Source organism: Burkholderia semiarida, from assembly GCF_029268935.1.
Classification (GTDB): domain Bacteria; phylum Pseudomonadota; class Gammaproteobacteria; order Burkholderiales; family Burkholderiaceae; genus Burkholderia; species Burkholderia semiarida.
Window position 1 is genome coordinate 2,121,912 of record NZ_JAHLCL010000007.1, and the last position, 25,592, is coordinate 2,147,503.

Here is a 25,592-nt window from a genome sequence, read left to right on the forward strand (position 1 = left end):
AGCCGCGACGCGGCAGCGCGGGACCAGACGAGGCGACAGGGAGCGGCAAGCATGCAGGCATTCCAGTGGTTCAACGAACTATCGACGCGCGAACGCCGGACGCTGTATGCCGGCTTCGGCGGCTATGCGGTCGATGCGTTCGACTTCATGATCTATTCGTTCCTGATTCCGACGCTGATCGCGACCTGGGGCATGACGAAGAGTGAGGCCGGGATGATCGCGACGAGCTCGCTGATCTCGTCGGCGATCGGCGGCTGGGTCGCCGGCATCCTCGCCGACCGCTACGGCCGCGTACGCGTGCTGCAGTGGACGATCGCGACGTTCGCGCTGTTCACGTGCCTGTCCGGCTTCACGCATTCGTTCTGGCAGCTCCTTGCGACGCGCACGCTGCAGGGTTTCGGTTTCGGCGGCGAATGGTCGGTCGTGACGATCATGATGGCCGAGACGATCCGCTCGCCCGAGCATCGCGCGAAGGCCGTCGGCACCGTGCAGAGCAGCTGGTCGTTCGGCTGGGGCGCGGCCGCGATCCTCTACTGGGCGTTCTTCGCGCTGCTGCCCGAGCAGGTCGCGTGGCGCGCGTGCTTCTGGATCGGCATCGTGCCCGCGCTGTGGATTCTCTACATCCGCCGCAACGTCAGCGATCCCGACATCTACACGGCCACGCGCCGCGCGCGCGACGAAGGCCGCGTGTCGGGCCATTTCCTCGAGATCTTCTCGCCGCCGCACCTGCGTGCGACGCTGCTCGGCAGCGCGCTGTGCACCGGCATGCTCGGCGGCTACTACGCGATCACGACGTGGCTGCCCACCTATCTCAAAACCGTGCGCCACCTGTCGGTATTCAACACGAGCGGCTATCTGGTCGTGCTGATCGTCGGTTCGTTCGTCGGCTACGTGGTCGGCGCGATCCTGTCCGACCGGCTCGGCCGCCGCGCGTCGTTCATCCTGTTCGCGGTCGGCTCGTTCTCGCTCGGCATGGCGTACACGATGCTGCCGATCACCGATACCGCGATGCTGCTGCTCGGCTTCCCGCTCGGCATCGTCGTGCAGGGCATCTTCGCGGGCGTCGGCGCGTATCTGTCGGAGCTGTATCCGGGCGCGATCCGCGGCTCGGGCCAGGGCTTCTGCTACAACCTCGGCCGCGGGCTGGGCTCGTTCTTCCCGATCCTCGTCGGCGCGCTGTCGCAGTCGATGTCGCTCGTGAAGGCGATCGGCCTCGTCGCGGGCGGCGGCTACCTGCTCGTGATCGTCGCGGCGCTCGTGCTGCCCGAAACGCGCGGCAAGTCGCTCGCCGACGATCCGGCCGTCGCGTCGTGAGCCCCCGTTTCGTTCCGGACACCGCATGCACGCGATCGTTCTCGGCGCCGGCGTGATCGGCGTCACCACCGCCTGGCACCTGCGCGAAGCAGGCTGCGACGTCACCGTGATCGAACGCGAGGCCGACGTCGCGCAAGCGACGAGCCTCGGCAACGCAGGCGTGATCGCGCCCGGCTACGTGACGCCGTGGGCCGCGCCCGGGATGCCCGGCAAGATCCTCAAATATCTGTTCAAGCCCGCGTCGCCGCTGATCTTCCGGCCGACGCTCGATGCCGCGCAGTGGCGCTGGATCGCGCGCTGGCTGCGCGAATGCGAATTCGAGCGGTTTCGCGTGAACAAGCAGCGGATGCAGCGCATCGCGTATTACAGCCGCGCGTGCCTGCATGCGTTTCGCGAACGTCATCCATTCGACTACGGCGCGAGCCGCGGCTACCTGCAACTGCTGCGCGGCGCGTTCGACGTCGAGATGGCGCAGCCCGCGCTGAAGGTGCTGCGCGATGCCGGAATCGCGTTTCGCGAACTGGATGCCGCCGGCTGCACCGCGATCGAACCGGGCCTGCGCTGGGCGCGGCAGCCGCCCGTCGGCGGTATCTACCTGCCCGACGACGAAGCGGGCGACTGCGCGCGCTTCACGCGCGAATTGCGGGCGCTGTGCGAAGCGAACGGCGTGACGTTCCGGTTTCGCACCGCGATTCGCGCGCTCGATGTCGCGAGCGGCAAGGTGCGCGGCGTGCGGGTCGACTCGCTCGGCCCAGGCGCCGCCGCCCGGCGCGATGCGCTGCTCGCCGCCGACGCGATCGTCGTCGCGCTCGGCGTCGACAGCGCGGGCCTGCTGCGGCCGCACGGCATCGACGTGCCGCTGTATCCGGTGAAGGGCTACTCGGCCACGCTCGCGGTCGTCGACGATGAAAAGGCACCGTGCGCCGCGCTGATGGACGAATCGCTGAAGACCGCGATCACGCGCTTCGGCCCGACGCTGCGCGTCGCCGGCACCGCGGAGCTCGGCAACCGCCGGGCGGCATTGCGGCAGCAGGCGCTCGACACGCTGATGAAGGTGCTCGACGACTGGTTCCCGCACGCGGCCGATCGCGCGTCGGCGCGTTTCTGGGTCGGCCGCCGGCCGATGACGCCCGATGGCCCGCCGCTGCTCGGCGCGAGCGGGATCGACGGCCTCTGGCTCAACGTCGGCCACGGCTCGACGGGCTGGGCGATGTCGATGGGGTCGGGAAAGGTGGTGGCGGATCTCGTCACTGGACGGACGCCGGAGATCGATCTGGCCGGGCTGACGCTCGCGCGCTACGACGGGTAGTGCAGCCGGCCGGTCGTACCGTCGAAGCGATGCACGGTCGCGACCAGCGGCATGGCGCGCGGCCGTCGGCGCGGGTCGCTACCGCGGCGGCGTCCGGCCTTCGGCCGCGGCGATCGGCGCCCCGCTACCGGCACTCCCGGCCGATCAGGAGTCGATCGAGATCGAGCGAGGCCAGCTACATCACGACTGTTACGTCACCGGGCGCGAAAGAACTCGGATGCTTCCGCTCGGTAAAACCAGCGCAATGATGTCGGGCGACCGACTGATTCGGCAGCAATCCTCAAACAGCGCTTACCGCCGCAGGTTGAATCCCCGGCGGGCATACGTCTCCTGAACAAATACCCCCTTCGCCTTAGACCGCCTCGTAACTGTTGGACACATTGCCCGCCAACAGGACATGTCGAGAAAAGCATCCCCGCATTTCGATTTTTCTCGCCTCTTGTCGGAACGCTACGCAATGGGAACAGGGCAGCCAGCTGGCCCTGCATTTTCAGCGCTCCGTGGCCCAGAGCCGGCATACGGGGGATTTCGAGACAAGGCGGAGCCGTCGCATGCCTCCATGAATCTCGTTTCATACCAGTCCGCAGGATCAATCCAGACGACTTCGTCACGAAGACGTGCAAGAGAAATTCCTTGCCGACCGCAGAAAAAAATATAACCGTCTTACGTTCAGACCTGCCAATCAATCATCGAAATCACCACTGCACGGGGCATGAAATGACGACACGCAATCCTTGGAAACAGATAAACCAATCCGCCAAAGAACAACAACAGCCTTGGATGCGACGACGTTTTCTGGTTGCGTCAACAGTGCTCCCATTTGGCACGCTGCTGAAGCACGCGACGGCCGTGGCTCAGAACAATGTGCTTCCGCCCATCACGATCACAGCACCACAGCCACCGGATTTCAATTTCGGTGATTTCGGCGTCAAGGTAAACGACATTCCGGGCGCCAATCCCGGAGCCGGAATTCCAGCACCGACGGTTTGCTTCAACCAGTATTGCACATCAAATTTCATGTTGCTTTTTGCAAACACGGGAAACATGATCCGCGCCACCGATATGTTCCTCAAACACCTTGAGATATTTGGCAAAAACGACACGGCATTCTGGCGAAATCAACTGACACTGGTAGGCGGCTTCACTCCGTGGCTGGCCCTTGGTGGCTACAAGCATTTACCCGGCGCCAACCCATATGGATTTAGCTTCGAGCCTGGGCAATACGCCAACATCACTGCATTATTTGGCATATACATTGGCCAGTCACACGGCATCCCTCCGACGAGCACATTTTCATCGTATGGAAACCCATTGATGTTCGTCGAAGCAATCAATCACTGGATACACGGAGACGGAACCCAACAAACCATCAATATTGAATCTCTCAACTTGAAAATGGGCATTGCCGATTTCAGAGAAATAACGAAAGCCGTTGAGAATCCCGGGTACGGCCCCGGCACCTACTCGTTCGACACAGCTTTCAGCACCAACATCTTCAATCACGGAACAAAGGACCTCTGGAGCGCCTCGGTCTTTGGGCGAGTATCCGGCAGAATACGTGGCACGCTTGTGATGCTTGAGGACAATACATATCGGTTTGACGGCTACTACTCGCTCAATCCCGATCGGTTCGATGCGGATCCTTCCAACCGGCCATTCCTCCAGGAGGCTGCGACGACGTTTCTCGCCAAGCTCGGCGCCGTCTTGGGACACAAGGACTATCAAATCAATTTCTTCGGTGAAAAACATCTCTCGTTCTCAGGCCAACGGCCGGTGAAGAATGCAGGCACACGCCCACCTCAGGCAGTCCATAGACCGTCGTTCGGTGGACTAATGCGCCCGCCTCGCTAGCATGCCACCGGGCGGCTCCGGAAATGTGGCTGCCCAACTCAATCTCCCACGTTCTTTACGTCCCATCGGGCATTTCATGATTTCCAAAGCCATGCGAGGCGTTCTTAGGCTAGTTCTTTGGCTGGTTGGCGCAGTAATCTGCGCCTATACGCTGCTGTTCATCGTCGTCGCGACTTCCCGATATGAGAGAACCGAAGGTAGTTGCCCCGACATGTCCCTCGACGCGCTACGGAAAAATGTCCAGGCCCGTCTTCTCGACGAGCATGGAATACCGCCGGGCAGCATCCAATTCGACGGCGCGCCGGAGTATCACGCATGGAAGCTGGGTGTGTGGGAATTCCCGCTGCGCGTCGAGGGAACCCGATATACCGCGATGATCGATTGCAACGGGCAGCTTGCAAGCTACGGGCGAACCATCGATCCGTTAGGCGCCCCAACCGGGCAAGCCTATGATCGCCCACCGCTTCAGAAATAAAAAAACCGGGCGCCCTCTCGGACGCCCGGCTTTCATCGAAACCCGCTCGCGCTTCGACTCAGCGCGGCAGTTCCGAATGCCCCATCAGGTACGCATCGACCGAGCGCGCGCACTGGCGGCCTTCGCGGATCGCCCACACCACGAGCGACTGGCCGCGACGCATGTCGCCTGCCGCGAACACCTTGTCGACCGACGTGTAGTACGAACGATCGCCTTCGGTCGCCGCGCGCGCATTGCCGCGCGCATCCTTCGCGACGCCGAACGCGTCGAGCACCGGCGCCGCCGGCTGCGTGAAGCCCATCGCGAGCAGCACGAGGTCGGCCTTCATCTCGAACTCGGAACCCGGCACTTCCTGCATCTTGCCGTCCTTCCACTCGACGCGCACCGCGATCAGCTTCTCGACCTTGCCGTTCTTGCCTTCGAGACGCTTCGTCGCGACCGCCCAGTCGCGCTCGCAGCCTTCCTCGTGCGACGACGACGTGCGGAGCTTGATCGGCCAGTACGGCCACACGAGCGGCTTGTTTTCCTCTTCCGGCGGCTGCGGCAGCAGCTCGAACTGCGTGACCTGCTTCGCGCCGTGACGGTTCGACGTGCCGACGCAGTCCGAACCCGTATCGCCGCCGCCGATCACGATCACGTGCTTGCCCTTCGCCAGCAGCTGGTCGGGGAGCTTGTCGCCCGCGTTCACGCGGTTCTGCTGCGGCAGGAAGTCCATCGCGAAATGCACGCCCGCGAGCTCGCGGCCCGGCACCGGCAGGTCGCGCGGCGTTTCCGAACCGCCGGCGATCACGACCGCGTCGAATTCTTCCTTCAGCGTGTCCGGCGAAATGGTTTCCTTAGCGAGGCTGCCGATCGACTCGGGCAGCGGATCCTTGCCGATGAACACGCTGGTGCGGAACGTCACGCCTTCCGCCTCCATCTGACGCATGCGGCGGTCGATCAGCCACTTCTCGAGCTTGAAGTCGGGAATCCCGTAACGCAGCAGGCCGCCGATGCGATCGTTCTTCTCGAACACCGTCACGTCGTGACCGGCACGCGCGAGCTGCTGCGCGGCGGCGAGGCCCGCGGGGCCCGAACCGACGACCGCCACCTTCTTGCCCGTCTTGTGCGCGGCCGGCTGCGGCTTCACCCAGCCTTCCGCCCAGGCCTTGTCGATGATCGCGTGCTCGATCGACTTGATGCCGACCGGGTCGTCGTTGATCCCGAGCGTGCACGCGGCTTCGCACGGCGCCGGGCAGATGCGGCCCGTGAACTCCGGGAAGTTGTTGGTCGAGTGCAGGACTTCGATCGCCTGCTGCCAGTCCTGGCGGTAAACGAGATCGTTGAAGTCCGGGATGATGTTGTTGACCGGGCAGCCGTTGTTGCAGAACGGGATGCCGCAATCCATGCAGCGCGCGCCCTGGACCTTCGCGTCCGCGTCGGTCAGTGCCGCGACGAATTCCTTGTAGTGCTTCACGCGCGTGAGCGGTGCTTCGTACGCCTCGTGGCGGCGTTCGAACTCCAGAAAACCGGTTGCCTTGCCCATAAGGTGCTCTTCTGTTCGGTGTATCGGGTGGGGGAGCCGCGCGCGGCCGTCAGGCGCGCGCGGCATTCGCTATGTCGTTCGTCGCTCAGGCGGCCAGCACTTCCTTCGCCGCCTTCTTCGCACCGATCTCGCCCAGCGCGCGCTTGTATTCGTGCGGGAACACCTTCACGAACTGGCGGCGCGCCGCGTCCCAGTTTTCCAGCAGCGACTTCGCGCGCGGCGAACCCGTGAACTGGAAATGACGCTCGACGAGCCCCTTGAGCAGCGCTTCGTCGGTCGTGCCTGCGTGCCAGAGCGCGCGGTCGACCGTGCGCTCCTGCTCGGCCTGCTGCAGCACCGGCTCGAGCGCGACCATCGACTTGTTGCACTTCGCCGCGAACGTGCCCTCCGGATCGTAGATGTACGCGAGGCCGCCCGACATGCCGGCCGCGAAGTTGCGCCCCGTCTCGCCGAGCACGACGACCGTGCCGCCCGTCATGTATTCGCAGCCGTGGTCGCCCGTGCCTTCGACGACCGCCGTCGCGCCCGAGTTGCGCACGCAGAAGCGCTCGCCCGCCACGCCGCGGAAGAAGGCTTCGCCTTCGATCGCGCCGTACATCACCGTGTTGCCGCAGATGATGTTTTCCTCGGACTTGCCGCGGAAGTCGTTGGTCGGACGGATGATGATCCGGCCGCCCGACAGGCCCTTGCCGACGTAGTCGTTGCCGTCGCCGACGAGGTCGAGTGTCACGCCCTTCGCGAGGAACGCGCCGAAGCTCTGGCCGGCCGTGCCCTTCAGCTGGATGTGCACCGCGTCGTCGGCCAGGCCGTCGTGGCCGTGCTGCTTCGCGATCACGCCCGACAACATCGCGCCGACCGTCCGGTTCACGTTGCGCACCGGCTGGATGAACGACACGTGCTCGCCGTTCTCGATCGCGGCCTTCGCCTTCTCGATCAGCACGTGGTCGAGCGCGCGTTCGAGGCCGTGATCCTGCACGTCGACGTGGCGGCGCGCGACGTCCTCGCACTCTTCCGGCTGGTAGAACACGCGCGAGAAGTCGAGGCCCTTCGCCTTCCAGTGCTCGATGCCCTTGCGCGTATCGAGCAGGTCGGCGCGGCCGATCAGGTCGTCGAACTTCGCGATGCCGAGCTGCGCCATGATCTCGCGCACTTCCTCGGCGACGAAGAAGAAGTAGTTCACGACGTGCTCGGGCTGGCCCTTGAACTTCGCACGCAGCACCGGGTCCTGCGTCGCGACGCCGACCGGGCACGTGTTCAGGTGGCACTTGCGCATCATGATGCAGCCCTCGACGACGAGCGGCGCCGTCGCGAAGCCGAATTCGTCCGCGCCGAGCAGCGCGCCGATCACGACGTCGCGGCCCGTCTTCATCTGGCCGTCGGCCTGCACGCGGATGCGGCCGCGCAGGCGGTTCAGCACCAGCGTCTGCTGCGTTTCGGCGAGGCCGAGTTCCCACGGCGTGCCCGCATGCTTGACCGACGACAGCGGCGATGCGCCCGTGCCGCCGTCATGACCGGCGATCACGACGTGATCGGCCTTCGCCTTCGCGACGCCGGCCGCGACCGTGCCCACGCCCACTTCCGACACGAGCTTCACGGAGATGCTCGCGCTCGGGTTCACGTTCTTCAGGTCGTGGATCAGTTGCGCCAGATCCTCGATCGAGTAGATGTCGTGGTGCGGCGGCGGCGAGATCAGGCCGACACCCGGCACCGAGTAACGCAGCTTGCCGATGTATTCGGACACCTTGTGGCCCGGCAGCTGGCCGCCTTCGCCCGGCTTCGCGCCCTGCGCCATCTTGATCTGGATCTGGTCGGCCGATGCGAGGTACTCGGCGGTGACGCCGAAGCGGCCCGACGCGACCTGCTTGATCTTCGAGCGCAGCGAATCGCCGTCCTTCAGCGCAATGTCGCTGACGATCTCGTCGCCGATCACCGACTTCAGCGTCTCGCCCGCCTTGATCGGAATGCCGCGCAGTTCGTTGCGATAGCGCTTTTCGTCCTCGCCGCCTTCGCCGGTGTTCGACTTGCCGCCGATCCGGTTCATCGCGACCGCGAGCGTCGCGTGCGCTTCGGTGCTGATCGAACCGAGCGACATCGCGCCCGTCGCGAAGCGCTTGACGATCTCCTTCGCCGGCTCGACGTTTTCGATCGGGATCGCCCTGGTCGGCTCGACCTTGAACTCGAACAGGCCGCGGAACGTCATGTGACGCTTGGTCTGGTCGTTGATCAGGTGCGCGTATTCCTTGTACGTCTGATACGAGTTGCTGCGCGTCGCGTGCTGCAGCTTCGCGATCGAATCCGGCGTCCACATGTGGTCTTCGCCGCGCACGCGGTACGCGTACTCGCCGCCCGCGTCGAGCATGTCGCGCAGCACCGGGTTGTCGCCGAATGCGTCGCGGTGCAGGCGGATCGCCTCTTCCGCGACTTCGAACAGGCCGATGCCGCCGACCTTCGACGCCGTGCCCTTGAAGTACTTCTCGACGAGGTCGCTCGACAGGCCGAGTGCTTCGAAGATCTGCGCGCCCGTGTACGACATGTACGTCGAGATACCCATCTTCGACATCACCTTCTGCAGGCCCTTGCCGACCGCCTTCGTGAAGTTGTAGACGGCCTTCTCCGGCGACAGGTCGCCCGGCAGCCCCTCGGCCATCTTCGCGAGCGTTTCCATCGCGAGGTACGGGTGCACGGCTTCCGCGCCGTAGCCCGCGAGCAGCGCGAAGTGGTGCGTTTCACGTGCGGAGCCCGTCTCGACGACGAGGCCCGTGCTCGTGCGCAGCCCTTGCTGGACGAGGTGCGTGTGGATCGCCGACGTGGCGAGCAGCGCCGGAATCGCGACGTGCTCGGCATCCGTCTTGCGGTCCGACACGATCAGGATGTTGTAGCCCGACTTCACCGCGTCGACGGCTTCCGCGCACAGCGACGCGAGGCGCGCCTCGATGCCTTCCTTGCCCCACGCAACCGGATAGCAGATGTTCAGCTCGTATGCGCTGAACTTGCCGCCCGTGTACTGGTCGATCGCGCGGATCTTCGCGATGTCCTTGAAGTCGAGCACCGGCTGCGACACTTCGAGCCGCATCGGCGGGTTGATGTTGTTCGTGTCGAGCAGGTTCGGCTTCGGGCCGATGAACGACACGAGCGACATCACCATGTTCTCGCGGATCGGGTCGATCGGCGGGTTCGTCACCTGCGCGAACAGCTGCTTGAAGTAGTGATAGAGCGTCTTGTTCTTGTTCGACATCACCGCGAGCGGCGAGTCGTTGCCCATCGAACCGACAGCTTCCTCACCCTGCTGCGCCATCGGCGCCATCAGGAACTTCAGGTCTTCCTGCGTGTAGCCGAACGCCTGCTGGCGGTCGAGCAGCGCGGCGCCCTGCGTGCGGCCGGCCGCGACTTCCTCGGCCTTCGGCTCGATCTCGTCGAGCTTGATGCGCACGGCGTCGATCCAGCTCTTGTACGGCTTCGCGTTCGCGAGGTTGTCCTTCAGTTCCTTGTCGTCGATGATGCGGCCGTGTTCCATGTCGATCAGGAACATCTTGCCCGGCTGCAGGCGCCACTTCTTGACGATCTTCGATTCGGGGATCGGCAGCGTGCCGGCTTCCGACGCCATGATGACGAGGTCGTCGTCGGTCACGATGTAGCGCGCCGGGCGCAGGCCGTTACGGTCGAGCGTCGCGCCGATCTGGCGGCCGTCGGTGAACGCGATCGCGGCCGGGCCGTCCCACGGCTCCATCATCGCGGCGTGATATTCGTAGAACGCGCGGCGGTTCTCGTCCATCAGCGTGTGCTGTTCCCACGCTTCCGGGATCATCATCATCACCGCGTGCACGAGCGGGTAGCCGGCCATCACCAGCAGCTCGAGACAGTTGTCGAACGATGCGGTGTCCGACTGGCCCGGATAGATCAGCGGCCACAGCTTCGGCAGATCGTCGGCCAGCACGTGCGACGCGATCGCGCCGGTACGCGCGTTCAGCCAGTTCACGTTGCCCTTCACGGTGTTGATCTCGCCGTTGTGCGCGATCATCCGGTACGGGTGAGCGAGTTCCCACGCCGGGAACGTGTTGGTCGAGAAGCGCTGGTGCACGAGCGCGAGCGCGGACACGACGCGCTCGTCCTGCAGGTCGCGGTAGTACACGCCGACCTGGCCGGCCAGCAGCAGGCCCTTGTACACGACCGTGCGCGCCGACATCGACGGCACGAAGTATTCCTTGCCGTGCTTGAGTTTCAGCGCCTGGATGCGGTGGCTCGCCGTCTTGCGGATCACGTACAGCTTCCGCTCGAGCGCGTCCGTCACCATGATGTCCTTGCCGCGCCCGATGAAGATCTGGCGGATCAGCGGCTCGCTCGCCTTGACCGTCGGCGAGATCGGCATCGCATGGTCGACCGGCACGTCGCGCCAGCCGAGCACGACCTGGCCTTCGGCCTTCACCGTGCGCTCGAGCTCCTGCTCGCACGCAAGACGCGACGCGTTTTCCTTCGGCAGGAAGATCATCCCGACCCCGTATTCGCCGGCCGGCGGCAGGTCGACGCCCTGTTTCGCCATTTCCTCGCGATAGAACGCATCCGGAATCTGGATCAGGATGCCCGCGCCGTCGCCCATCAGCGGATCGGCGCCGACCGCGCCGCGGTGATCGAGGTTCTCGAGGATCTTCAGGCCCTGCTGGATGATCTCGTGGCTCTTCTTGCCTTTGATGTGAGCGACGAAACCGACGCCGCAGGCGTCGTGTTCGTTTTGCGGGTCGTACAGACCTTGTGCGGCGGGCACCGCGGCGAGCGGCTGCTGGTGGTCGTTCATGGGGACACCGTCGTAAAGGGGGCCTGGAGGCCGTTGAACCGTTTTCTTGTTGCCGTCGATCCCGCTTCCCGAGGGAGACGGCGCGGCCGACAGTGGTTGGGCAAGCTTCGCCCGGGCCACCGGAATTCGGAATATACGCGACGAATCAAGGGAATAGCAACAAAAATCGCTTGATCGAACCCCAATTAAACCAATGCCTCGATCCGGTGCCGTTTTATTGGGGACGTATCGTTTTAGTGCAAAAAGAAGCGGCGCCCGCAGCGCCGCTCCTGGCCCGCCTTTCCGGCATTACTGCTGGATCGGCGGCGTGTTCTCGCGCACCTTTCTGGGGCGTCCGCGCGGCAACGGCGAGACGCGCCGGTTGGCGGTGCGCGCCGCCCACTCGCGGTAATTCTCGCCGCCGAGCACCCAGCCCTTCAGCGTCGCCTGCTGCAACTGGTCGGCCTGCCGCTCGTCGAGCGGCTGCTCGCACAGCTCCTTGTACGCGCGCTGGCGGTCGAACGGCGTGTTGCCGAGCGCCCAGTAGAGCGGATGGTCGGTGATCAGGCTGTCGACGGTGAGCCCGACGTGATGCCGGTAGCTCGACCAGCGATAGGCCTCGGGCGTCGCGACGAGCTGCGAACGCACCGGGCTCATCTCGACCACGCGGCTCGCGAGCAGGAAATAGCGCTCGCCTTCGATCACCGTCGCGCGATAGCGGCCTTCCCACAGGGTGCCGCGCCGCGAATAGCGCCGGTTGAAATGCGCGACGTAGCGACGGCCGACGGCCTGCATCGCCTTCGGCAGGCTGGCCTCGTCGCTCGGCGTCACGAGCAGTTGCACCTGGCGCGGCAGCAGCACGTAGGCATGCACCGACAGGTGATGATCGCGTGCGGCGGCCTTCAGGCAATCGATGAAGAGTTCGTAGTCCTGGTCGTCGACGAACGCGGGTTGCTGATCCAGGCCGCGCAGTATCACGTGCTGCGGCTGGTCGGGAACGTAGAGTCGTGCTAACCGTGCCATGCTGAATGTCCGTTTGAACGCGTTAGGAAATACCCGGAGGTCCGAAAATGCGCACCTGCGTAGAATGCCTGTCCTGTCAGGGCGCGGAAGCGTACGGTCGTGCGAATCCTAGGGTGAAAACTCTAACTTACGAGCTTGTTTGGTTTTAAACGCAGTCGTCATAATGAGCACGCCTTTGATCGGAGGAGACACAATGAAACGAAAACTGGCCATTACGGGGGCCGCAGCGCTCGCATTCACGTTAGCGGGCGGTCCGGCACACGCACAATCCGCAGGCGATTTCTACGTCAGCACCGGCTGGCTGCACCTTTCGCCGCAGGACAGCAGCGACCCGCTGTTCGTCTATGGCGTAGGCGGCACGCCCATCAACCAGTCGATTCCCAACACCGGCGCCGGCATCAACGACGCCGATACGCTCGGGCTCGCGGCTGGCTACTTCGTCACCGACCATATCTCCACCGAGCTCGTCATGGGGATACCGCCGAAGTTCGACATCACCGGCAAGGGTCAGTTCGAAAGATTCGGCGTGCTCGGCCGTGCGTACCAGTGGAGCCCCGCCGTACTGCTTCGCTACCACTTCAACGACGCCAACGCGAAGTTCCGTCCGTATGTCGGCATCGGCGCAACGTACGTCTGGTTCACCGGCGCGAAGATCACGAACGGCAGCTTCGAGAACGGCGTGCTCGGCGGCCCGACCAGCGCGACGACCAGCAACCAGTGGGCGCCCGTCTTCAACGCCGGCTTCACGTACAACTTCACGAAACACTGGTTCGCCGGCCTGTCGCTCTCGTACATCCCGGTCAGCGTGACCGCGACCTTCACGACGGCCCGCCGCACGCCGGTCGGCACGCTGACGGAAACGTCGAAGGCCCACATCTCGCTGAACCCGATCGTCACGTACCTGAACGTCGGCTATCGCTTCTAAGCGTAGTCGAATATTTGGGGAATGGTTAATCCTGCTGCAATTTGTAGCGGAATTTTCCTGGCGTAACGTCTCCACGATGCAAAACGCCCCGGCGGGCATCCCGCCGGGGCGTCGTTTTTTCGCGTCGGGCACGTTTCGGGCAAGGGTTTCACCGGACGCCGCCGCCGCCGTGGCGGTCAGACGATGTCGATGTCGTCCAGCGCATCGGGCGCGATCAGGTCGATACGGTCCGTGCAGACGGCATCGACGCCCCAGCGCGCGAGCTCGCGCGCCCGTTCGAGGTCGTTCACCGTGTAAACCAGGATGCGCAATCCGGCGCGCTTGATCGCGCGCACGAGCGGTTCGTCGAGCCGGGTGTGGTCTGCGTGCAACGATACGCAGTCGAGCGCGTCGATCACCTGCGCGCGCCAGTCGTCCGGCACGACTTCGTAGAGCATCCCGCGCGGCAGCGTGGGCGCGCTCGCGCGTGCCTGTCGCAGCGCGTCGAACGAGAACGACGACAGCAGCGGCGCCACGGCGGCATCGCGCCAGTATGCGGCCGCGTCGGCCGCCACGCGTTGCCCGGTTTCGCGCTCGCGCCCCGGGCACGGCTTGATCTCGACGTTCGCGGCCAGCCCGTGAGCGATGCAGCGCGCCGCCGCCGCCTCGAGCGTCGGCATCCGCTCGCCCGCGAAGCGCGCATCGCGCCACGCGCCCGCGTCGAGCGCGGCCAGCGCCGCATAACGCATGCCTGCCGCCGCGCCATGGCCGTTCGACGTCCGGTCGACCGTGTCGTCGTGCAGCAGGAAGGTCACGTCGTCGGCCGACAGCTTCGCGTCGAACTCGACCATCCGGTGACCGCGCCGCGCGCCCTCGTCGAGCGCGGCCAGCGTGTTCTCCGGCGCGAGCGTGCCCCCGCCGCGATGGGCGACGACGCGCGGATAGGGCCAGTCGGTACGGATCGTCATCGTCGGTCTCCGTCGGTCGAACGGTTTCAGCCGGCACGCCTGCCGGTCTCGGGATCGAAGAAATGCAGCCGGTGCGCGGGCAGCGCGGCCGCCAGCGCCGTGCCGCGCGCGGGGCGGTCCGCGTGCGGCAGGCGCACCGCGACGTCGTGATCGCCCCAGCGGCCGTGTGCGAGATTGTCCGCGCCGAGCAGTTCGCACGAATCGACCGGCAGCGTCGCGTGCGCCGCGCCCGGCTGCGGCGTCATGTGTTCGGGACGCACGCCGAGCACCCAGTCGCGCCCGGTGGCGATCTCGCTGCCGATGCCGGGCGCGCCGGCGACCGGCAAAGCCGGACCGCCGCCCGCGACGGTGAAGGTCGCGCCGTCTTCCGACAGCCGGCCATGCAGCAGGTTCATCGCGGGCGAGCCGATGAACCCCGCGACGAACACCGTCGCCGGCTTCTCGTACACGTCGACCGGCGCGCCGATCTGCTCCGCGTAGCCGCGGTTCATCACGATCACGCGCTGCGCGAGCGTCATCGCCTCGATCTGGTCGTGCGTCACGTACACGCTCGTCGTCGCGAGCCGCGCATGCAGCCGCTGGATCTCGAGCCGCATCTGCACGCGCAGCTTCGCGTCGAGGTTCGACAACGGCTCGTCGAACAGGAATACCGACGGCTCGCGCACGATCGCGCGCCCCATCGCGACGCGCTGCCGCTGGCCGCCCGACAGTTCGCGCGGCCGCCGCGCGAGCAGCGGCTCGAGCTCGAGGATCTTCGCGGCCGCGGCCACCCGCGAATCGATCGTCGCGCGCTCGATCCCGCGAATCTTCAGCCCGTAGCCCATGTTCTGCGCGACCGTCATGTGCGGGTACAGCGCATAGTTCTGGAACACCATCGCGATGTCGCGGTCCTTCGGCTCCAGCGCGTTGACGACCCGGTCGCCGATCGCGATCTCGCCGTCGGTCACGCTCTCGAGCCCCGCGATCATCCGCAGCAACGTCGACTTGCCGCAGCCCGACGGGCCGACCAGCACGATGAATTCGCCGTCGGCGATCTCCACGTCGATGCCGTGCAGCACGTGCTGCTTGCCGTCGTAGGATTTCCTGACGCCCTTCAAGCTCAGCGCAGCCATACCTGGTCCTTCTCCCGGTTACCGTCGGTCGTTCATTTCTCGGAATCGACGAGGCCGCGCACGAACCAGCGCTGCATCGCCAGCACGACGACGAGCGGCGGAACCATCGCCAGCAGCGTCGCCGCCATCACGTATTGCCATTCGGTCGCGGCGTCGCCGCTCGCGATCATCGTCTTGATGCCCACCACGGCCGTCGACAGCGACGCTTCCGTCGTGATCAGGATCGGCCACAGATACTGGTTCCAGCCGTAGATGAACGTGATCACGAACAGCGCCGCGATACTCGTCTTCGACAGCGGCAGCACGACATCCCAGAAAAAGCGCAGCGGCCCCGCGCCGTCGATGCGCGCGGCATCCATCAGCTCGTCGGGCAGCGTCATGAAGAACTGGCGGAACAGGAACGTCGCGGTCGCCGACGCGATCAGCGGCAGCGTGAGCCCCGCATAGGTGTTCGTCAGGTGCAGCGTCGACACGACCTGCACGGTCGGGAAGATCCGCACTTCCACCGGCAGCATCAGCGTGACGAAGATCAGCCAGAACGCCGTGTTGCGAAACGGAAAGCGGAAATAGACGATCGCGTACGCGGACAGGATCGACACCGCGATCTTGCCGACCGCGATCCCGAGCGCCATCGCGAAGCTGTTCACGAGCAGGCGGCCGAACGGCGCCGTCGTGCCGCCGCTGCCGTGCCCCCAGATGTACGCGACGTTCTCGAACAGGTGCGTGCTCGGCACGAGCGACAGCGGCACCGTGAACACTTCCTGCGCGTTCATCGTCGCCGCGCAGAACGCGACGTAGACAGGGAACACGATCAGCACGACGCCGGCGATCAGCACCGCGTGGCAGAACAGGTCGAAGCCCTTGCGATTTTCGATCATGCGTATTGCACCCTGCGTTCGACGAAGCGGAACTGGATCACCGTGAGCGCGACGACGATGATCATCAGCACGACCGACTGTGCGCCCGAGCTGCCGATGTCGAGCCCCTGGAAGCCCTCCGCGAAGATCTTGTAGATCAGCGTCTTGGTGCTCTGCGCCGGGCCGCCGCCGGTGGCCGCGTCGATCACAGGGAACGTGTCGAAGAACGCGTAGACGAGGTTCACGACCAGCAGGAAGAAGCTCGTCGGCGACAGCAGCGGCAGCACGATGTTGAAGAAGCGCCGCACCGGCCCCGCGCCGTCGATCGCCGCCGCCTCGATCAGCGAGCGCGGGATCGCCTGCAGGCCCGCGTAGAAGAACAGGAAGTTGTAGCTCACCTGCTTCCACACCGACGCCAGCACGACGAGGAACATCGCCTGCTCGCCGTTCAGCGCGTGGTTCCAGACGATGCCGCCCTTCGCGAGCGCATAGGTGATCAGGCCGATGCTCGGGTTGAACAGGAACGCCCACAGCACGGCCGCGATCGTCGGCGCGACCGCGTACGGCCAGATCAGCAGCGTGCGGTACGCGCGCGCGCCGCGGATCACGCGGTCGGCGCAGGCGGCCAGCAGCAGCGACACGACGAGGCCGCTCACCGTGACGAGCGAACTGAACACGAGCGTCGTGCGGAACGAATCGAGATACAGCGGATCGGCGAACAGGTGCGTGAAGTTCGCGAGGCCGACGAATTCGCTCGACGTGCCGAACGCGTCCTGCATCTGCGTGGACTGCCACAGCGCGACGCCGGCCGGCCACAGAAAGAACACGGCGGTGATCGCGAGCTGCGGCGCGATCAGCAGGTACGGCACGGCGCTCGTACCGAAACGGGAACGGGATTGCATCGCGGATATCCGGTCAGGCGAAACGGAAGGGAAACCGCGCCGCCGGACGGCACGCGCTGACGCAGCGCCGCCGGCGGCACGAAGCGATGCGTGCTCAGCCGCCCGACTTCTCGAAGCGGCGCAGCAGCTCGTCGCCGCGCGACGCGGCCGAATCGAGCGCGTCCTTCGGCGACTTCTTCTGCGCCCAGACCTGTTCGAACTCCTCGTCGACGATCGTGCGGATCTGCGGCATGTTGCCCAGCCGCAGCCCCTTCGTGTACGGCAGCGGCGGCTTGTTCAGCATCTGCTTGATCGCGGTTTCGGCGCTCGGGTTCTTCGCGTAGAAGCCCTGCTGGCGCGTCAGGTCGTATGCGGCGGTCGTGACCGGCAGGTAGCCCGTGTCCTGGTGCCACTTCGCGGCGACGGGCGGCGAAGCCAGGTACGCGAGGAATTTGGCCACACCCTTGTAGGTCGCCGGATCCTTGCCGGCCAGCACCCACAGGCTTGCGCCGCCGATGATCGCGTTCTGCGGTGCGCCCTTCACGTTCGCGTCGTACGGCATCATCCCCGTGCCGTAGCTGAACTTCGCGAACTTCTGCACGTTCGCGAGCGCGCCCGACGACGTCGTCAGGATCCCGCAGTCGCCGCTGTAGAACTTCGCCGACGCTTCGTCCTTGCGGCCCGCGTACGTGAACGTGCCGTCCTTCGCCATTTGCTGGAGGAACGAAAGATGCGCGACCTGCTGCGGCTTGTTGAACTCGAGCACGGCATCGGTGCCGTCAAAGCCGTTGTTGCGGCTCGCGAACGGCAGCCCGTGCCACGCGCTGTAGTTTTCGAGCTGGATCCAGCCCTGCCACCCGGTCGTGAAGCCGCATGCCATGCCCGACTTGCGCAGTTTCTCGGCGTCGGCCTTCACGTCGGCCCACGTCTTCGGCGGCTGGTTCGGATCGAGGCCGGCCTTCTTGAACGCGTCCTTGTTGTAGTACAGCACCGGCGTCGAGCTGTTGAACGGCATCGAGACGAGGTGGCCCGTCTTCGCGTCGCTGTAGTAGCTCGCGATGGTCGGCACGAACGCCTTTTCGTCGAGCGTCACGCCGGCCTGCTTGAACACGTCGTACACCGGCACGACCGCCTTCTTCGCCTGCATCATCGTCGCCGTACCGACTTCGTAGACCTGGAGGATCGCCGGCGCGTTGCCGCTGCGATAGGCCGCGATGCCGGCCGCGAGCGCCTGGTCGTAAGTGCCCTTGAAGACCGGCACGATCTTGTAATCGCTTTGCGACGCGTTGAACTGGTCGGCGATCGCGTTGACCCGCTCGCCGAGCGCGGCCTCCATCGCATGCCAGAACTGGATTTCCGTCGCGGCGAGCGCGACGTGCTGCGCGCCGAACAGCAGCGCGCCGCCGAGCGCGATCGAACGAACCAGTGTCCCCGCAGGCTTCTTCTTCATCGACCTCTCCTATGAAAACGTTACCAACAGCGTGTGCAACATTCCCGTCGCCATTGAACCGGCGAAGTCTAGTGATCGTTTATGACAGTCAGTTGTCGTTGATGACGAACAGCCGCTGATATTCCTTCAGCGCGAAGCGGTCGGTCATGCCGGCGATGTAGTGCGCGACGAGACGCGGCTGCTGCGCCGCGTCGTCGGACTGGTACGGCGGCGGCAGCAGGCGCGGATCGTCGATGAACGCATCGAACAGCCCCGTGACGACGCGTTGCGCCTTGCTCGCCATGCGCATCACCTTGTAGTGGCGATACAGGTTCTTGAACAGGAAGCGCTTGAGGGCGGCCGCCTGCGCGGCGACCTCGGGGCTATGCGACACGAGCGGCGGCGCGGCGCGCACGTCGTCGAGCGACGCGGGCGCGACGCGGGCGAGATTGCGCGTGGTCTCATCGATCAGGTCGACGATCAGCGTGTTGATGATGCGGCGCACCGTCTCGTGCACGAGACGGCGGCCTTCGAGGTGCGGGAATTCGGCGAGCGCCGCTTCGTAGTGGCGCTGCCACAGCTCGACTTCCGCGAGCTGCTCGATCGTGATCAGCCCCGAGCGCAGGCCGTCGTCGACGTCGTGGTTGTTGTAGGCGATTTCGTCGGCGATGTTCGCGAGCTGCGCCTCGAGCGACGGCTGGCGGCCCTGCAGGAAGCGCTCGCCGAGCGCGCCGAGCTTGCGCGCATTCTCGCGCGAGCAGTGCTTCAGGATGCCTTCGCGCGTCTCGAAGCACAGGTTCAGCCCGTTGAACGCGCCGTAGTGCTCCTCGAGCTCGTCGACCACGGCGAGGCTCTGCAGGTTGTGCTCGAAGCCGCCGTGCTCGCGCATGCACGCATTCAGCGCGTCCTGCCCGGCATGCCCGAACGGCGTATGGCCGAGATCGTGCGCGAGCGAGATCGCTTCGACGAGATCCTCGTTCAGTCGCAGGTTGCGTGCGACCGAGCGCGCGATCTGCGCGACTTCGAGGCTGTGCGTGAGGCGGGTGCGGAACAGGTCGCCTTCGTGATTGACGAAGACCTGGGTCTTGTATTCGAGCCGGCGAAACGCGGTCGAATGGACGATGCGGTCGCGATCGCGCTGGAACTCGGTGCGCGCCGCCGGCGGCGGTTCCGGATGGCGGCGGCCGCGCGACTGCGACGCGTGCGCGGCATACGGAGCGAGATGGGCTTCCAGCGCCGCGAGCGTCGGCGGCTCGGCCACCGGCGCGGCGGATGCGCGGCTGGCTTCGGGCAGTGTGCTGCTGGATGTCTCGCTCACGTCTCCTCCATGTCGGCGGCGCCGGCGAATCCGGGCGCCGTTAGCCGGTCGTCTGCGCCAGTGTAGCGAATACCGCTTCGTCCGGCGCCTGCGTGATCAACGTATCGCCGAATCGCTTCAGCAGGATGAACTTGATCGCGCCGGCCTCGGCCTTCTTGTCGACGCGCATCAGATCCATGTAGCGCGCGTCGCCGAGCGCGGGCCCGCGGGTCGGCAGGTGCGCGGCCGCGATCACCGCATCGAGGCGCTGCCGCGACGCTTCGTCGAGAAGGCCGAGCCGCACCGACAGGTCGCCCGCCATCACCATCCCGCAGCCGACCGCCTCGCCGTGCAGCCATTCGCCGTAGCCGAGCCCGGCCTCGATCGCATGGCCGAACGTGTGGCCGAAGTTCAGGATCGCGCGCAGGCCGCCTTCGCGCTCGTCGGCCGCGACGACGCTCGCCTTGATCTCGCATGAACGCTTCACCGCATGCGCGAGCGCCGCGGGCTCGCGACGGTTCAGCGCCTCGACGTTCGCCTCGATCCAGTCGAAGAATGCCGCATCGGCGATCGCGCCCGTCTTGATGACTTCGGCGACGCCGGCCGCCAGCTCGCGATCGGGCAGCGTCGTCAGCGCGCCGATGTCCGCGATCACGGCCTGCGGCTGGTAGAACGCGCCGATCATGTTCTTGCCGAGCGGGTGGTTGATGCCCGTCTTGCCGCCGACCGACGAATCGACCTGCGACAGCAACGTCGTCGGCACCTGGATGAACGGCACGCCGCGCATGTAGCACGCGGCCGCAAAGCCCGTCATGTCGCCGACCACGCCGCCGCCGAGCGCGACGAGCGTCGTCTTGCGATCGGCGTGATCCGTCAGCAGGCCGTCGAAGATCAGATTCAGCGTTTCCCAGTTCTTGTACGCCTCGCCGTCCGGCAGCACGACCGTCGACACGCGCTTGCCGAGCGGCGCGAGCGCCGCGCGCAGCGCGTCGCCGTAGAGCGGATCGACCGTCGTGTTCGTGACGATCGTGACGGACGAACCCTTGATGTGAGGCGAGAACAGCTCGGTGCGGCCGATCAGGCCGGCGCCAATATGAATCGGATAGGCGCGGTCGCCCAGATCGACGTTGACAGTAATCATGCTTGTAGCGGCTTGGCGATGACGCCGGCCAGTTCGAGTTGCATCAGCACCATGTTGACGAGGCCGTTGACCGACGGGCGGCCGGTCTCGATGACGAAATCCGCGCATTCGCGGTACAGCGGGTCGCGCACTTCATACAGCGCTTCGAGACGCCCCTTCGGATCTTCCGTCTGCAACAGCGGGCGGTTCTTGTCCTTGCGCGTGCGCAGCCACAGATCGTGCGGATTGGCGCGCAGGTAGACGACGATGCCATGGCTTTTCAGGCTATCGCGATTTTCCGGGCGCAGCACCGCGCCGCCGCCCGTGGCGAGCACGATGTTCTCGCGCTGCGTGAGATCGGCGATCACCTGCGTTTCACGATCGCGAAACCCGGCCTCGCCCTCCAGCTCGAAGATCACCGGAATGCGCGCGCCCGTACGGGCCTCGATTTCGTGGTCGGAGTCGAAGAACGTCCTGTCGAGACGACGCGCGACCGCACGGCCCACGGTGGTCTTACCCGCTCCCATAAGGCCGACGAAAAATACGTTTGCATGTGGGTCCCGCGCTTGCAACGGCTTCCTCTGCTTCAATCTTGCTGGTGTGTGGCGCAGCTTACTGGCAAAGCGGCTGCCTTGTCGAGCCTGCGCCGGCGGCTTCCGGCCCCGTTTTTTCGGCATCCGCGCCGCCCGCGCCGGGTGCGCCGCAACGCGCGTCGACGACGGTCGGCGTGATGAAGACGACCAGTTCGTGGCGCTGGTCGCGCTGCGCGCGGTGCCGGAAAAGCGCGCCCAGAAGCGGTATTTTGCCCAAGAGCGGCACCCGCGTCACATCGTTCCGGTTCAGTTGCTCGTAGATGCCGCCGATCGCGACCGTCCCGCCATTCTCGACTTCGACGCGCGTCTGCACGTGCTTCGTATGGATCGCGGGGCCCGCCGCGGTCGGCTCCCCGACGCTGTCCTTCGTCACGTCGAGATCGAGCACCACGCGCCCATCCGGCGTGATCTGCGGCTCGACCTCCAGCTTGAGCGTCGCGCGGCGGAACTGCACGCCGCTCATGCCATTACCGACCTTCGCCTGGTACGGGAGCTCGGAACCCTGCTCGACGATGGCCTTGACGCGGTCGGCCGTCACCACCCGCGGACGCGAAACGATCTGGCCCCGGCCCTGCGCCTCCAGCGCGCTCAGCTCGATGTCGAGTACGCGGCTGAGCGGCGCGGCGAACAGCGTGAAGCCGGCGGTGGCCGCGTCGAAGCCGCCGAGCGGCCGCGCGGCGAGATCGAGCGCGTTGCGCGTGTCCGCCGTGAAAGGCATGCCGTCGGCCGGCGACGGCCGCCCCTGCGCACGCAGCGCGACACGCGCGCCGAGGCTGCGCGAGAAACCGTGCTCGCCTTCGACGATGCGGGCCTCGATCCGGACCTGCCGCGACGGCCGGTCGATCGCATCGATCAGGCCGGCGATCTGCGCGATGCGCGGCGCGAGATCGGTCACGAACAGCAGGTTCGTGCGCGGATCGGCCGCCGCGGCGCCGCGCTTCGACAGCAGGCGTTGGCCGGTCGCGCCGGCCAGCAGCCGTTGCACGTCCTGCGCGCGCGGATAGTGCAGCACGAACGTACGGCTCGCGAGCGGCTCCAGATCGGCGGCCCGCGCGTGCATATCGAAGCGCTCGCGTTCGCGCGCAGCCAGCTCGGCTGCCGGGGTGACCCAGATCACGTTGCCGCGCCGGGACATCGCGAGCCCGTGCGTGTCGAGCAGCGTATCGAACGCGTCGCGCCAGCCGACATTGTTCAGACGTAACGTCACGGTGCCCCGCACCTGCTCGCCGACGACGATGTTGAGCCCCGTGAACCGCGCGATCGCGTCGAACGCAGCCGCGAGCCCGACGCCCTGCAGATTCAGCGAGATCCGCCGTGCGTCGTCCGCATCGCCCGGTTGCCGGGCCGCGGCGTCGCTCATCCGGGCCGGCGGCGCCAGCGGGATCGGCGGTCCCTCCAGCGCGGGGCCCGGTGCAGCGGTTTCCGTCTGCAGCGCCGCACGCGCCGCCTGTTCCAACGGCGGCGGGCCGGCGTCCTGCGCGACCGCGCCGTCCATGCCGTCAGCCACCTGCGGCGGCAAGCGCGGCACCGGCACATCCGTCGATCCGGCAGGCCACACCGCCGGCAGCGGCGGCAACGACGCGCTTGCGCCGGCCGCCATCATTCCGGCCCAGATGGCAAGCGCCCCACAACGGTACTTCGTCACGGCCGGCCTCCGTCGTCCAGGACGAGCCGCTGCGATCCGTCCGCCGTCGCGAGCATCACGGCCGCGCGCTCGACGCGCACCACGCGCGCGGCCCCCAACACCTCGCCCGGCGCAACGGTCGTGAACGTGCCGTCGCCGTCGTCGAACAACGCGAGACCGGCACGCGCATCGCGAATCGTGCCGGCAAGGCGCGCGGCGTGCCCCGCCGCCTCGGCCAGGCCAGCCTCGCCGAACGGATCGGCGCCGGGCGCAATGGCGCGAACCGGCGTGTTGCCGTCCGCGGCCGATGTCGCCGGCAGCGCCGGAAACACGTCGATGGACATGTCCACCCGCTCCGCCGACACGCCACGCTCGATACGCAGCGCCGACGGAACGGCCAGCACCGGAAAGCGCGCCAGCCCGCCAACCAGATGCAGCAGCGCACTGAAACCGCCATCCGCGGCGATATGCACGGTGCGCCTGCCGTCCGGTGCCGCGCCATCGGCGCGCTGCGGTTCGATCGACACGCCGTGCAGCCCGCTGGACGCGGCCAGATCGGCCAGTTCCAGCATCAGCGCGGCCCACTCCGGCGCCGGTGGCAAACGATCGTCGCGCGTCGACGCATGATGCCCGTCGCGCCGTTGTGCGGCGGATGCAAGCATGCGTTGCGCGTCGGCCGCACGCGCCTGCGCCGCGGCAAGCAACGCGCGACTATGGGCAAGCCCGCTCAAGTCGGCCGCATTTACCAGATGAATGCCGCCCGCCAGCACGGCCGCGAATGCCAGCACGCAACCGGCGGCATGCACGGCCGCCGGCGACACGCGCGACATGCGGCCCGGCGCGGCGCCTCCGAGCGGCGCCGGCCAATGCACGAGCGCCGTCATGCGCCCCCTCCCGATACCCTCCGCGACGACGTCGCGTCGTGCCAGCGCAACTGCACGGAGAACCGAAAAGACATCCCGGCCGCCGAAGCCGGCCCATCCGACGCCGGCTTCAACGTGTCTATATCGATCCGCCAGTCGCGCTGCTCGCGCGCCATCGCGGCGAGCCACCGCGCAGCCGCCCGGTAACTCGCGGCGCGCGCATCGAGCACGGCGCCGGTGGACGTCATGCGCAGCGCGTCGAGCCGGACATGATCGGCACGCACCTGCTTCAGGGTCGTCAGCAACCCCGCCACGCGCCGGTAGGGCGCGGCCAGCGCCGCCGCCTGCGCGTCGCGCCGCGCGACGGCGGCGGCGGCATGGGCGGCGCGCGTCGCGGCAGCCACCTGTGGCTGCAACTGCCGCAGCCGCGCCTCCACGCCGGCGCGCTCGGCGTCCACGCGCCACCGCGACAGCACGGCAGCGCCCGTCCACAGCCCGGCGCCGAGCACGCCGAGCAGCATCGCCACACTGAACTGCGCGGCCCGGCGGCGCCGCAACGCCTGCGCCAACCGCTCGCGGTACGGCAGCAGATTGAAGTCGCCGAGTACCGCCTGTACCGCCTGCCCGGCCGCCCCCCCCGCGCCCTCGTTTGCCGCCACGTGACCGGCCATCATTCCCACACCCCGCGCAACGCCAGCCCGAACGCGACGGCAAACGCCGGGCCGCCCCGCACGCCGGCGCGCACGCACGGCTGCCCGTCCCAACCCGTGCAGTCGAACGGAACCACAGCCGTGCCGAGCACATCGCCAATCTCTGCGACGGACGTATCGAAGCGGGCGATACATCGCTCGTCCCCGGCGACGAGTACGCAATGGACGGCCCCGAGCGCGCGCCGGCGCAACGCGTCGGGAAGCGCTTCCGGCAACGTGCCGGACAGCGTCAGCACCGGGATGGCCGACGGGCCCTCGATCCGCCAGCCGCGCACGCCTGCGTCGCAGAACCACAGCACGGCATAGGCGCGCTGCGCATCGGGTTCGAACTGCGCGGCATAGCGCAACGCACGCAGCACGGCGGCCGACTCGCCGTCGATCACCGTCAGGTCGATACCGGCCTGCGCGGCCACGTCGATCCGCCGCTCGAGCAGCGCCAGCGGCGCCACCGCCACCGCGATCTCGCCGGACCGCACGCCGCCGTAGTGCCGCCAGTCGAACGCGAGACTGTCCGGCGCCAGCCCCGAGAGGCGTTCGGCGGCCTGCCGCGCGGCGTCCGCGATGTCGCCGCGCCCGGCCAGATCGAGCGTCGCGGTGCGCATCTCGTCATCGTGCAGCGCCATCACGCCGCGCGCGTCGCACCGCACATCGGACGCCGACAGCCGCGACACGGCCGCCGCCAGCGATCGCGCGACCGCTGCCCAGCGCGCGTCTTCCGGCCCATCCGCCAGCCCGACCGGTTCCCGCTCGAGCCCCTCGACGCACACCTCCGTGCCCCTGCCGCGCCCGCTCACCACGGCGACCCTCACCTCGTGCGCGCCGACGTCGATTCCCGTCGACCGGTGCCTGCCCTGTACAAACCGCGCCACCCATCGTCCTGCCATCCCAGCCTCCCGAGATCGTCGCGGCCCACGCCGCGTTTCCGAGACCCGATTCTGCAAAGCGGCGCGCGCGGCCGACAGTCGGCCA

Annotated in this window: 20 protein-coding genes; 5 read left to right on the forward strand and 15 right to left on the reverse strand. The window is 66.8% G+C overall.

Features of this window, described 5'->3' with window-relative positions; translation table 11 throughout:
• Positions 1-51: 51 nt before the first annotated feature.
• The 4 genes from KPB06_RS22830 to KPB06_RS22845 all read left to right on the forward strand — a co-directional run bounded on the left by KPB06_RS22830 (position 52) and on the right by KPB06_RS22845 (position 4,949).
• Positions 52-1,314, forward strand: coding sequence for an MFS transporter (locus KPB06_RS22830; RefSeq protein WP_060009401.1), 1,263 nt, complete (start codon positions 52-54; stop codon positions 1,312-1,314).
• Positions 1,315-1,339: 25 nt separating this feature from the next.
• Complete coding sequence (locus tag KPB06_RS22835; protein ID WP_060009398.1) at positions 1,340-2,623, forward strand: D-amino acid dehydrogenase; 1,284 nt, start codon at positions 1,340-1,342, stop codon at positions 2,621-2,623.
• A 633-nt stretch (positions 2,624-3,256) separates the two neighbouring features.
• Entirely contained in the window at positions 3,257-4,474 is a 1,218-nt protein-coding gene (locus KPB06_RS22840) for a lipid II-degrading bacteriocin (protein WP_275905640.1), read from the forward strand.
• A 76-nt stretch (positions 4,475-4,550) separates the two neighbouring features.
• The gene (locus tag KPB06_RS22845; RefSeq protein WP_060009394.1) at positions 4,551-4,949 is read left to right on the forward strand and encodes a hypothetical protein; all 399 of its coding nucleotides are present in this window, start codon (positions 4,551-4,553) and stop codon (positions 4,947-4,949) included.
• 58 nt (positions 4,950-5,007) lie between these two features.
• Here the strand turns inward: KPB06_RS22845 and KPB06_RS22850 are convergent, their stop codons facing one another.
• The 3 genes from KPB06_RS22850 to KPB06_RS22860 all read right to left on the reverse strand — a co-directional run bounded on the left by KPB06_RS22850 (position 5,008) and on the right by KPB06_RS22860 (position 12,265).
• Positions 5,008-6,474 (reverse strand): glutamate synthase subunit beta, encoded by a 1,467-nt coding sequence (locus tag KPB06_RS22850; RefSeq protein WP_059640198.1) that lies wholly within the window; start codon positions 6,472-6,474, stop codon positions 5,008-5,010.
• Positions 6,475-6,559: 85 nt separating this feature from the next.
• Positions 6,560-11,263: a glutamate synthase-related protein gene (locus tag KPB06_RS22855; protein WP_059577297.1), complete on the reverse strand. Its 4,704-nt coding sequence runs from the start codon at positions 11,261-11,263 to the stop codon at positions 6,560-6,562.
• Between the two features lie 288 nt (positions 11,264-11,551).
• Positions 11,552-12,265 carry a transposase gene (locus KPB06_RS22860; protein WP_027783329.1) on the reverse strand — a complete coding sequence of 238 codons (714 nt, stop codon included), beginning with the start codon at positions 12,263-12,265 and terminating at the stop codon, positions 11,552-11,554.
• Between the two features lie 193 nt (positions 12,266-12,458).
• Here KPB06_RS22860 and KPB06_RS22865 point away from each other — a divergent pair, with 193 nt between their 5' ends.
• Positions 12,459-13,190 (forward strand): OmpW/AlkL family protein, encoded by a 732-nt coding sequence (locus KPB06_RS22865; protein ID WP_059577302.1) that lies wholly within the window; start codon positions 12,459-12,461, stop codon positions 13,188-13,190.
• A 176-nt stretch (positions 13,191-13,366) separates the two neighbouring features.
• Here the strand turns inward: KPB06_RS22865 and ugpQ are convergent, their stop codons facing one another.
• The 12 genes from ugpQ to KPB06_RS22925 all read right to left on the reverse strand — a co-directional run bounded on the left by ugpQ (position 13,367) and on the right by KPB06_RS22925 (position 25,507).
• Positions 13,367-14,137 (reverse strand): glycerophosphodiester phosphodiesterase, encoded by a 771-nt coding sequence (gene ugpQ, locus KPB06_RS22870; RefSeq protein ID WP_275905639.1) that lies wholly within the window; start codon positions 14,135-14,137, stop codon positions 13,367-13,369.
• A gap of 26 nt (positions 14,138-14,163) precedes the next feature.
• A complete protein-coding gene (locus tag KPB06_RS22875) occupies positions 14,164-15,249 on the reverse strand; it encodes a sn-glycerol-3-phosphate import ATP-binding protein UgpC (protein ID WP_059640200.1) in 1,086 nt (361 codons plus the stop codon).
• Positions 15,250-15,281: 32 nt separating this feature from the next.
• Positions 15,282-16,127, reverse strand: coding sequence for a sn-glycerol-3-phosphate ABC transporter permease UgpE (gene ugpE / locus KPB06_RS22880; RefSeq protein WP_059577311.1), 846 nt, complete (start codon positions 16,125-16,127; stop codon positions 15,282-15,284).
• On the reverse strand, positions 16,124-17,008 hold the full coding sequence (gene ugpA / locus KPB06_RS22885; protein ID WP_059577313.1) for a sn-glycerol-3-phosphate ABC transporter permease UgpA: 885 nt from the start codon (positions 17,006-17,008) through the stop codon (positions 16,124-16,126). The genes ugpE and ugpA overlap by 4 nt, the downstream gene beginning before the upstream one ends.
• A gap of 94 nt (positions 17,009-17,102) precedes the next feature.
• Positions 17,103-18,437 carry a sn-glycerol-3-phosphate ABC transporter substrate-binding protein UgpB gene (ugpB, locus tag KPB06_RS22890; protein WP_059577316.1) on the reverse strand — a complete coding sequence of 445 codons (1,335 nt, stop codon included), beginning with the start codon at positions 18,435-18,437 and terminating at the stop codon, positions 17,103-17,105.
• 88 nt (positions 18,438-18,525) lie between these two features.
• The gene (locus KPB06_RS22895; protein WP_059640206.1) at positions 18,526-19,734 is read right to left on the reverse strand and encodes a deoxyguanosinetriphosphate triphosphohydrolase; all 1,209 of its coding nucleotides are present in this window, start codon (positions 19,732-19,734) and stop codon (positions 18,526-18,528) included.
• Between the two features lie 40 nt (positions 19,735-19,774).
• Positions 19,775-20,854, reverse strand: coding sequence for a 3-dehydroquinate synthase (aroB, locus tag KPB06_RS22900; RefSeq protein ID WP_059577321.1), 1,080 nt, complete (start codon positions 20,852-20,854; stop codon positions 19,775-19,777).
• Positions 20,851-21,405: a shikimate kinase AroK gene (aroK, locus tag KPB06_RS22905; RefSeq protein ID WP_059577324.1), complete on the reverse strand. Its 555-nt coding sequence runs from the start codon at positions 21,403-21,405 to the stop codon at positions 20,851-20,853. The genes aroB and aroK overlap by 4 nt, the downstream gene beginning before the upstream one ends.
• 40 nt (positions 21,406-21,445) lie before the next feature.
• On the reverse strand, positions 21,446-23,071 hold the full coding sequence (locus KPB06_RS22910; protein WP_059577327.1) for a type IV pilus secretin PilQ: 1,626 nt from the start codon (positions 23,069-23,071) through the stop codon (positions 21,446-21,448).
• Positions 23,068-23,934, reverse strand: coding sequence for a hypothetical protein (locus KPB06_RS22915; protein ID WP_059577329.1), 867 nt, complete (start codon positions 23,932-23,934; stop codon positions 23,068-23,070). The genes KPB06_RS22910 and KPB06_RS22915 overlap by 4 nt, the downstream gene beginning before the upstream one ends.
• On the reverse strand, positions 23,931-24,584 hold the full coding sequence (locus KPB06_RS22920) for a hypothetical protein (protein WP_060009385.1): 654 nt from the start codon (positions 24,582-24,584) through the stop codon (positions 23,931-23,933). Before KPB06_RS22920 ends, KPB06_RS22915 begins: the two co-directional genes overlap by 4 nt.
• Positions 24,584-25,507: a type IV pilus biogenesis protein PilM gene (locus KPB06_RS22925; RefSeq protein WP_059577333.1), complete on the reverse strand. Its 924-nt coding sequence runs from the start codon at positions 25,505-25,507 to the stop codon at positions 24,584-24,586. The genes KPB06_RS22920 and KPB06_RS22925 overlap by 1 nt, the downstream gene beginning before the upstream one ends.
• Positions 25,508-25,592: the final 85 nt, after the last annotated feature.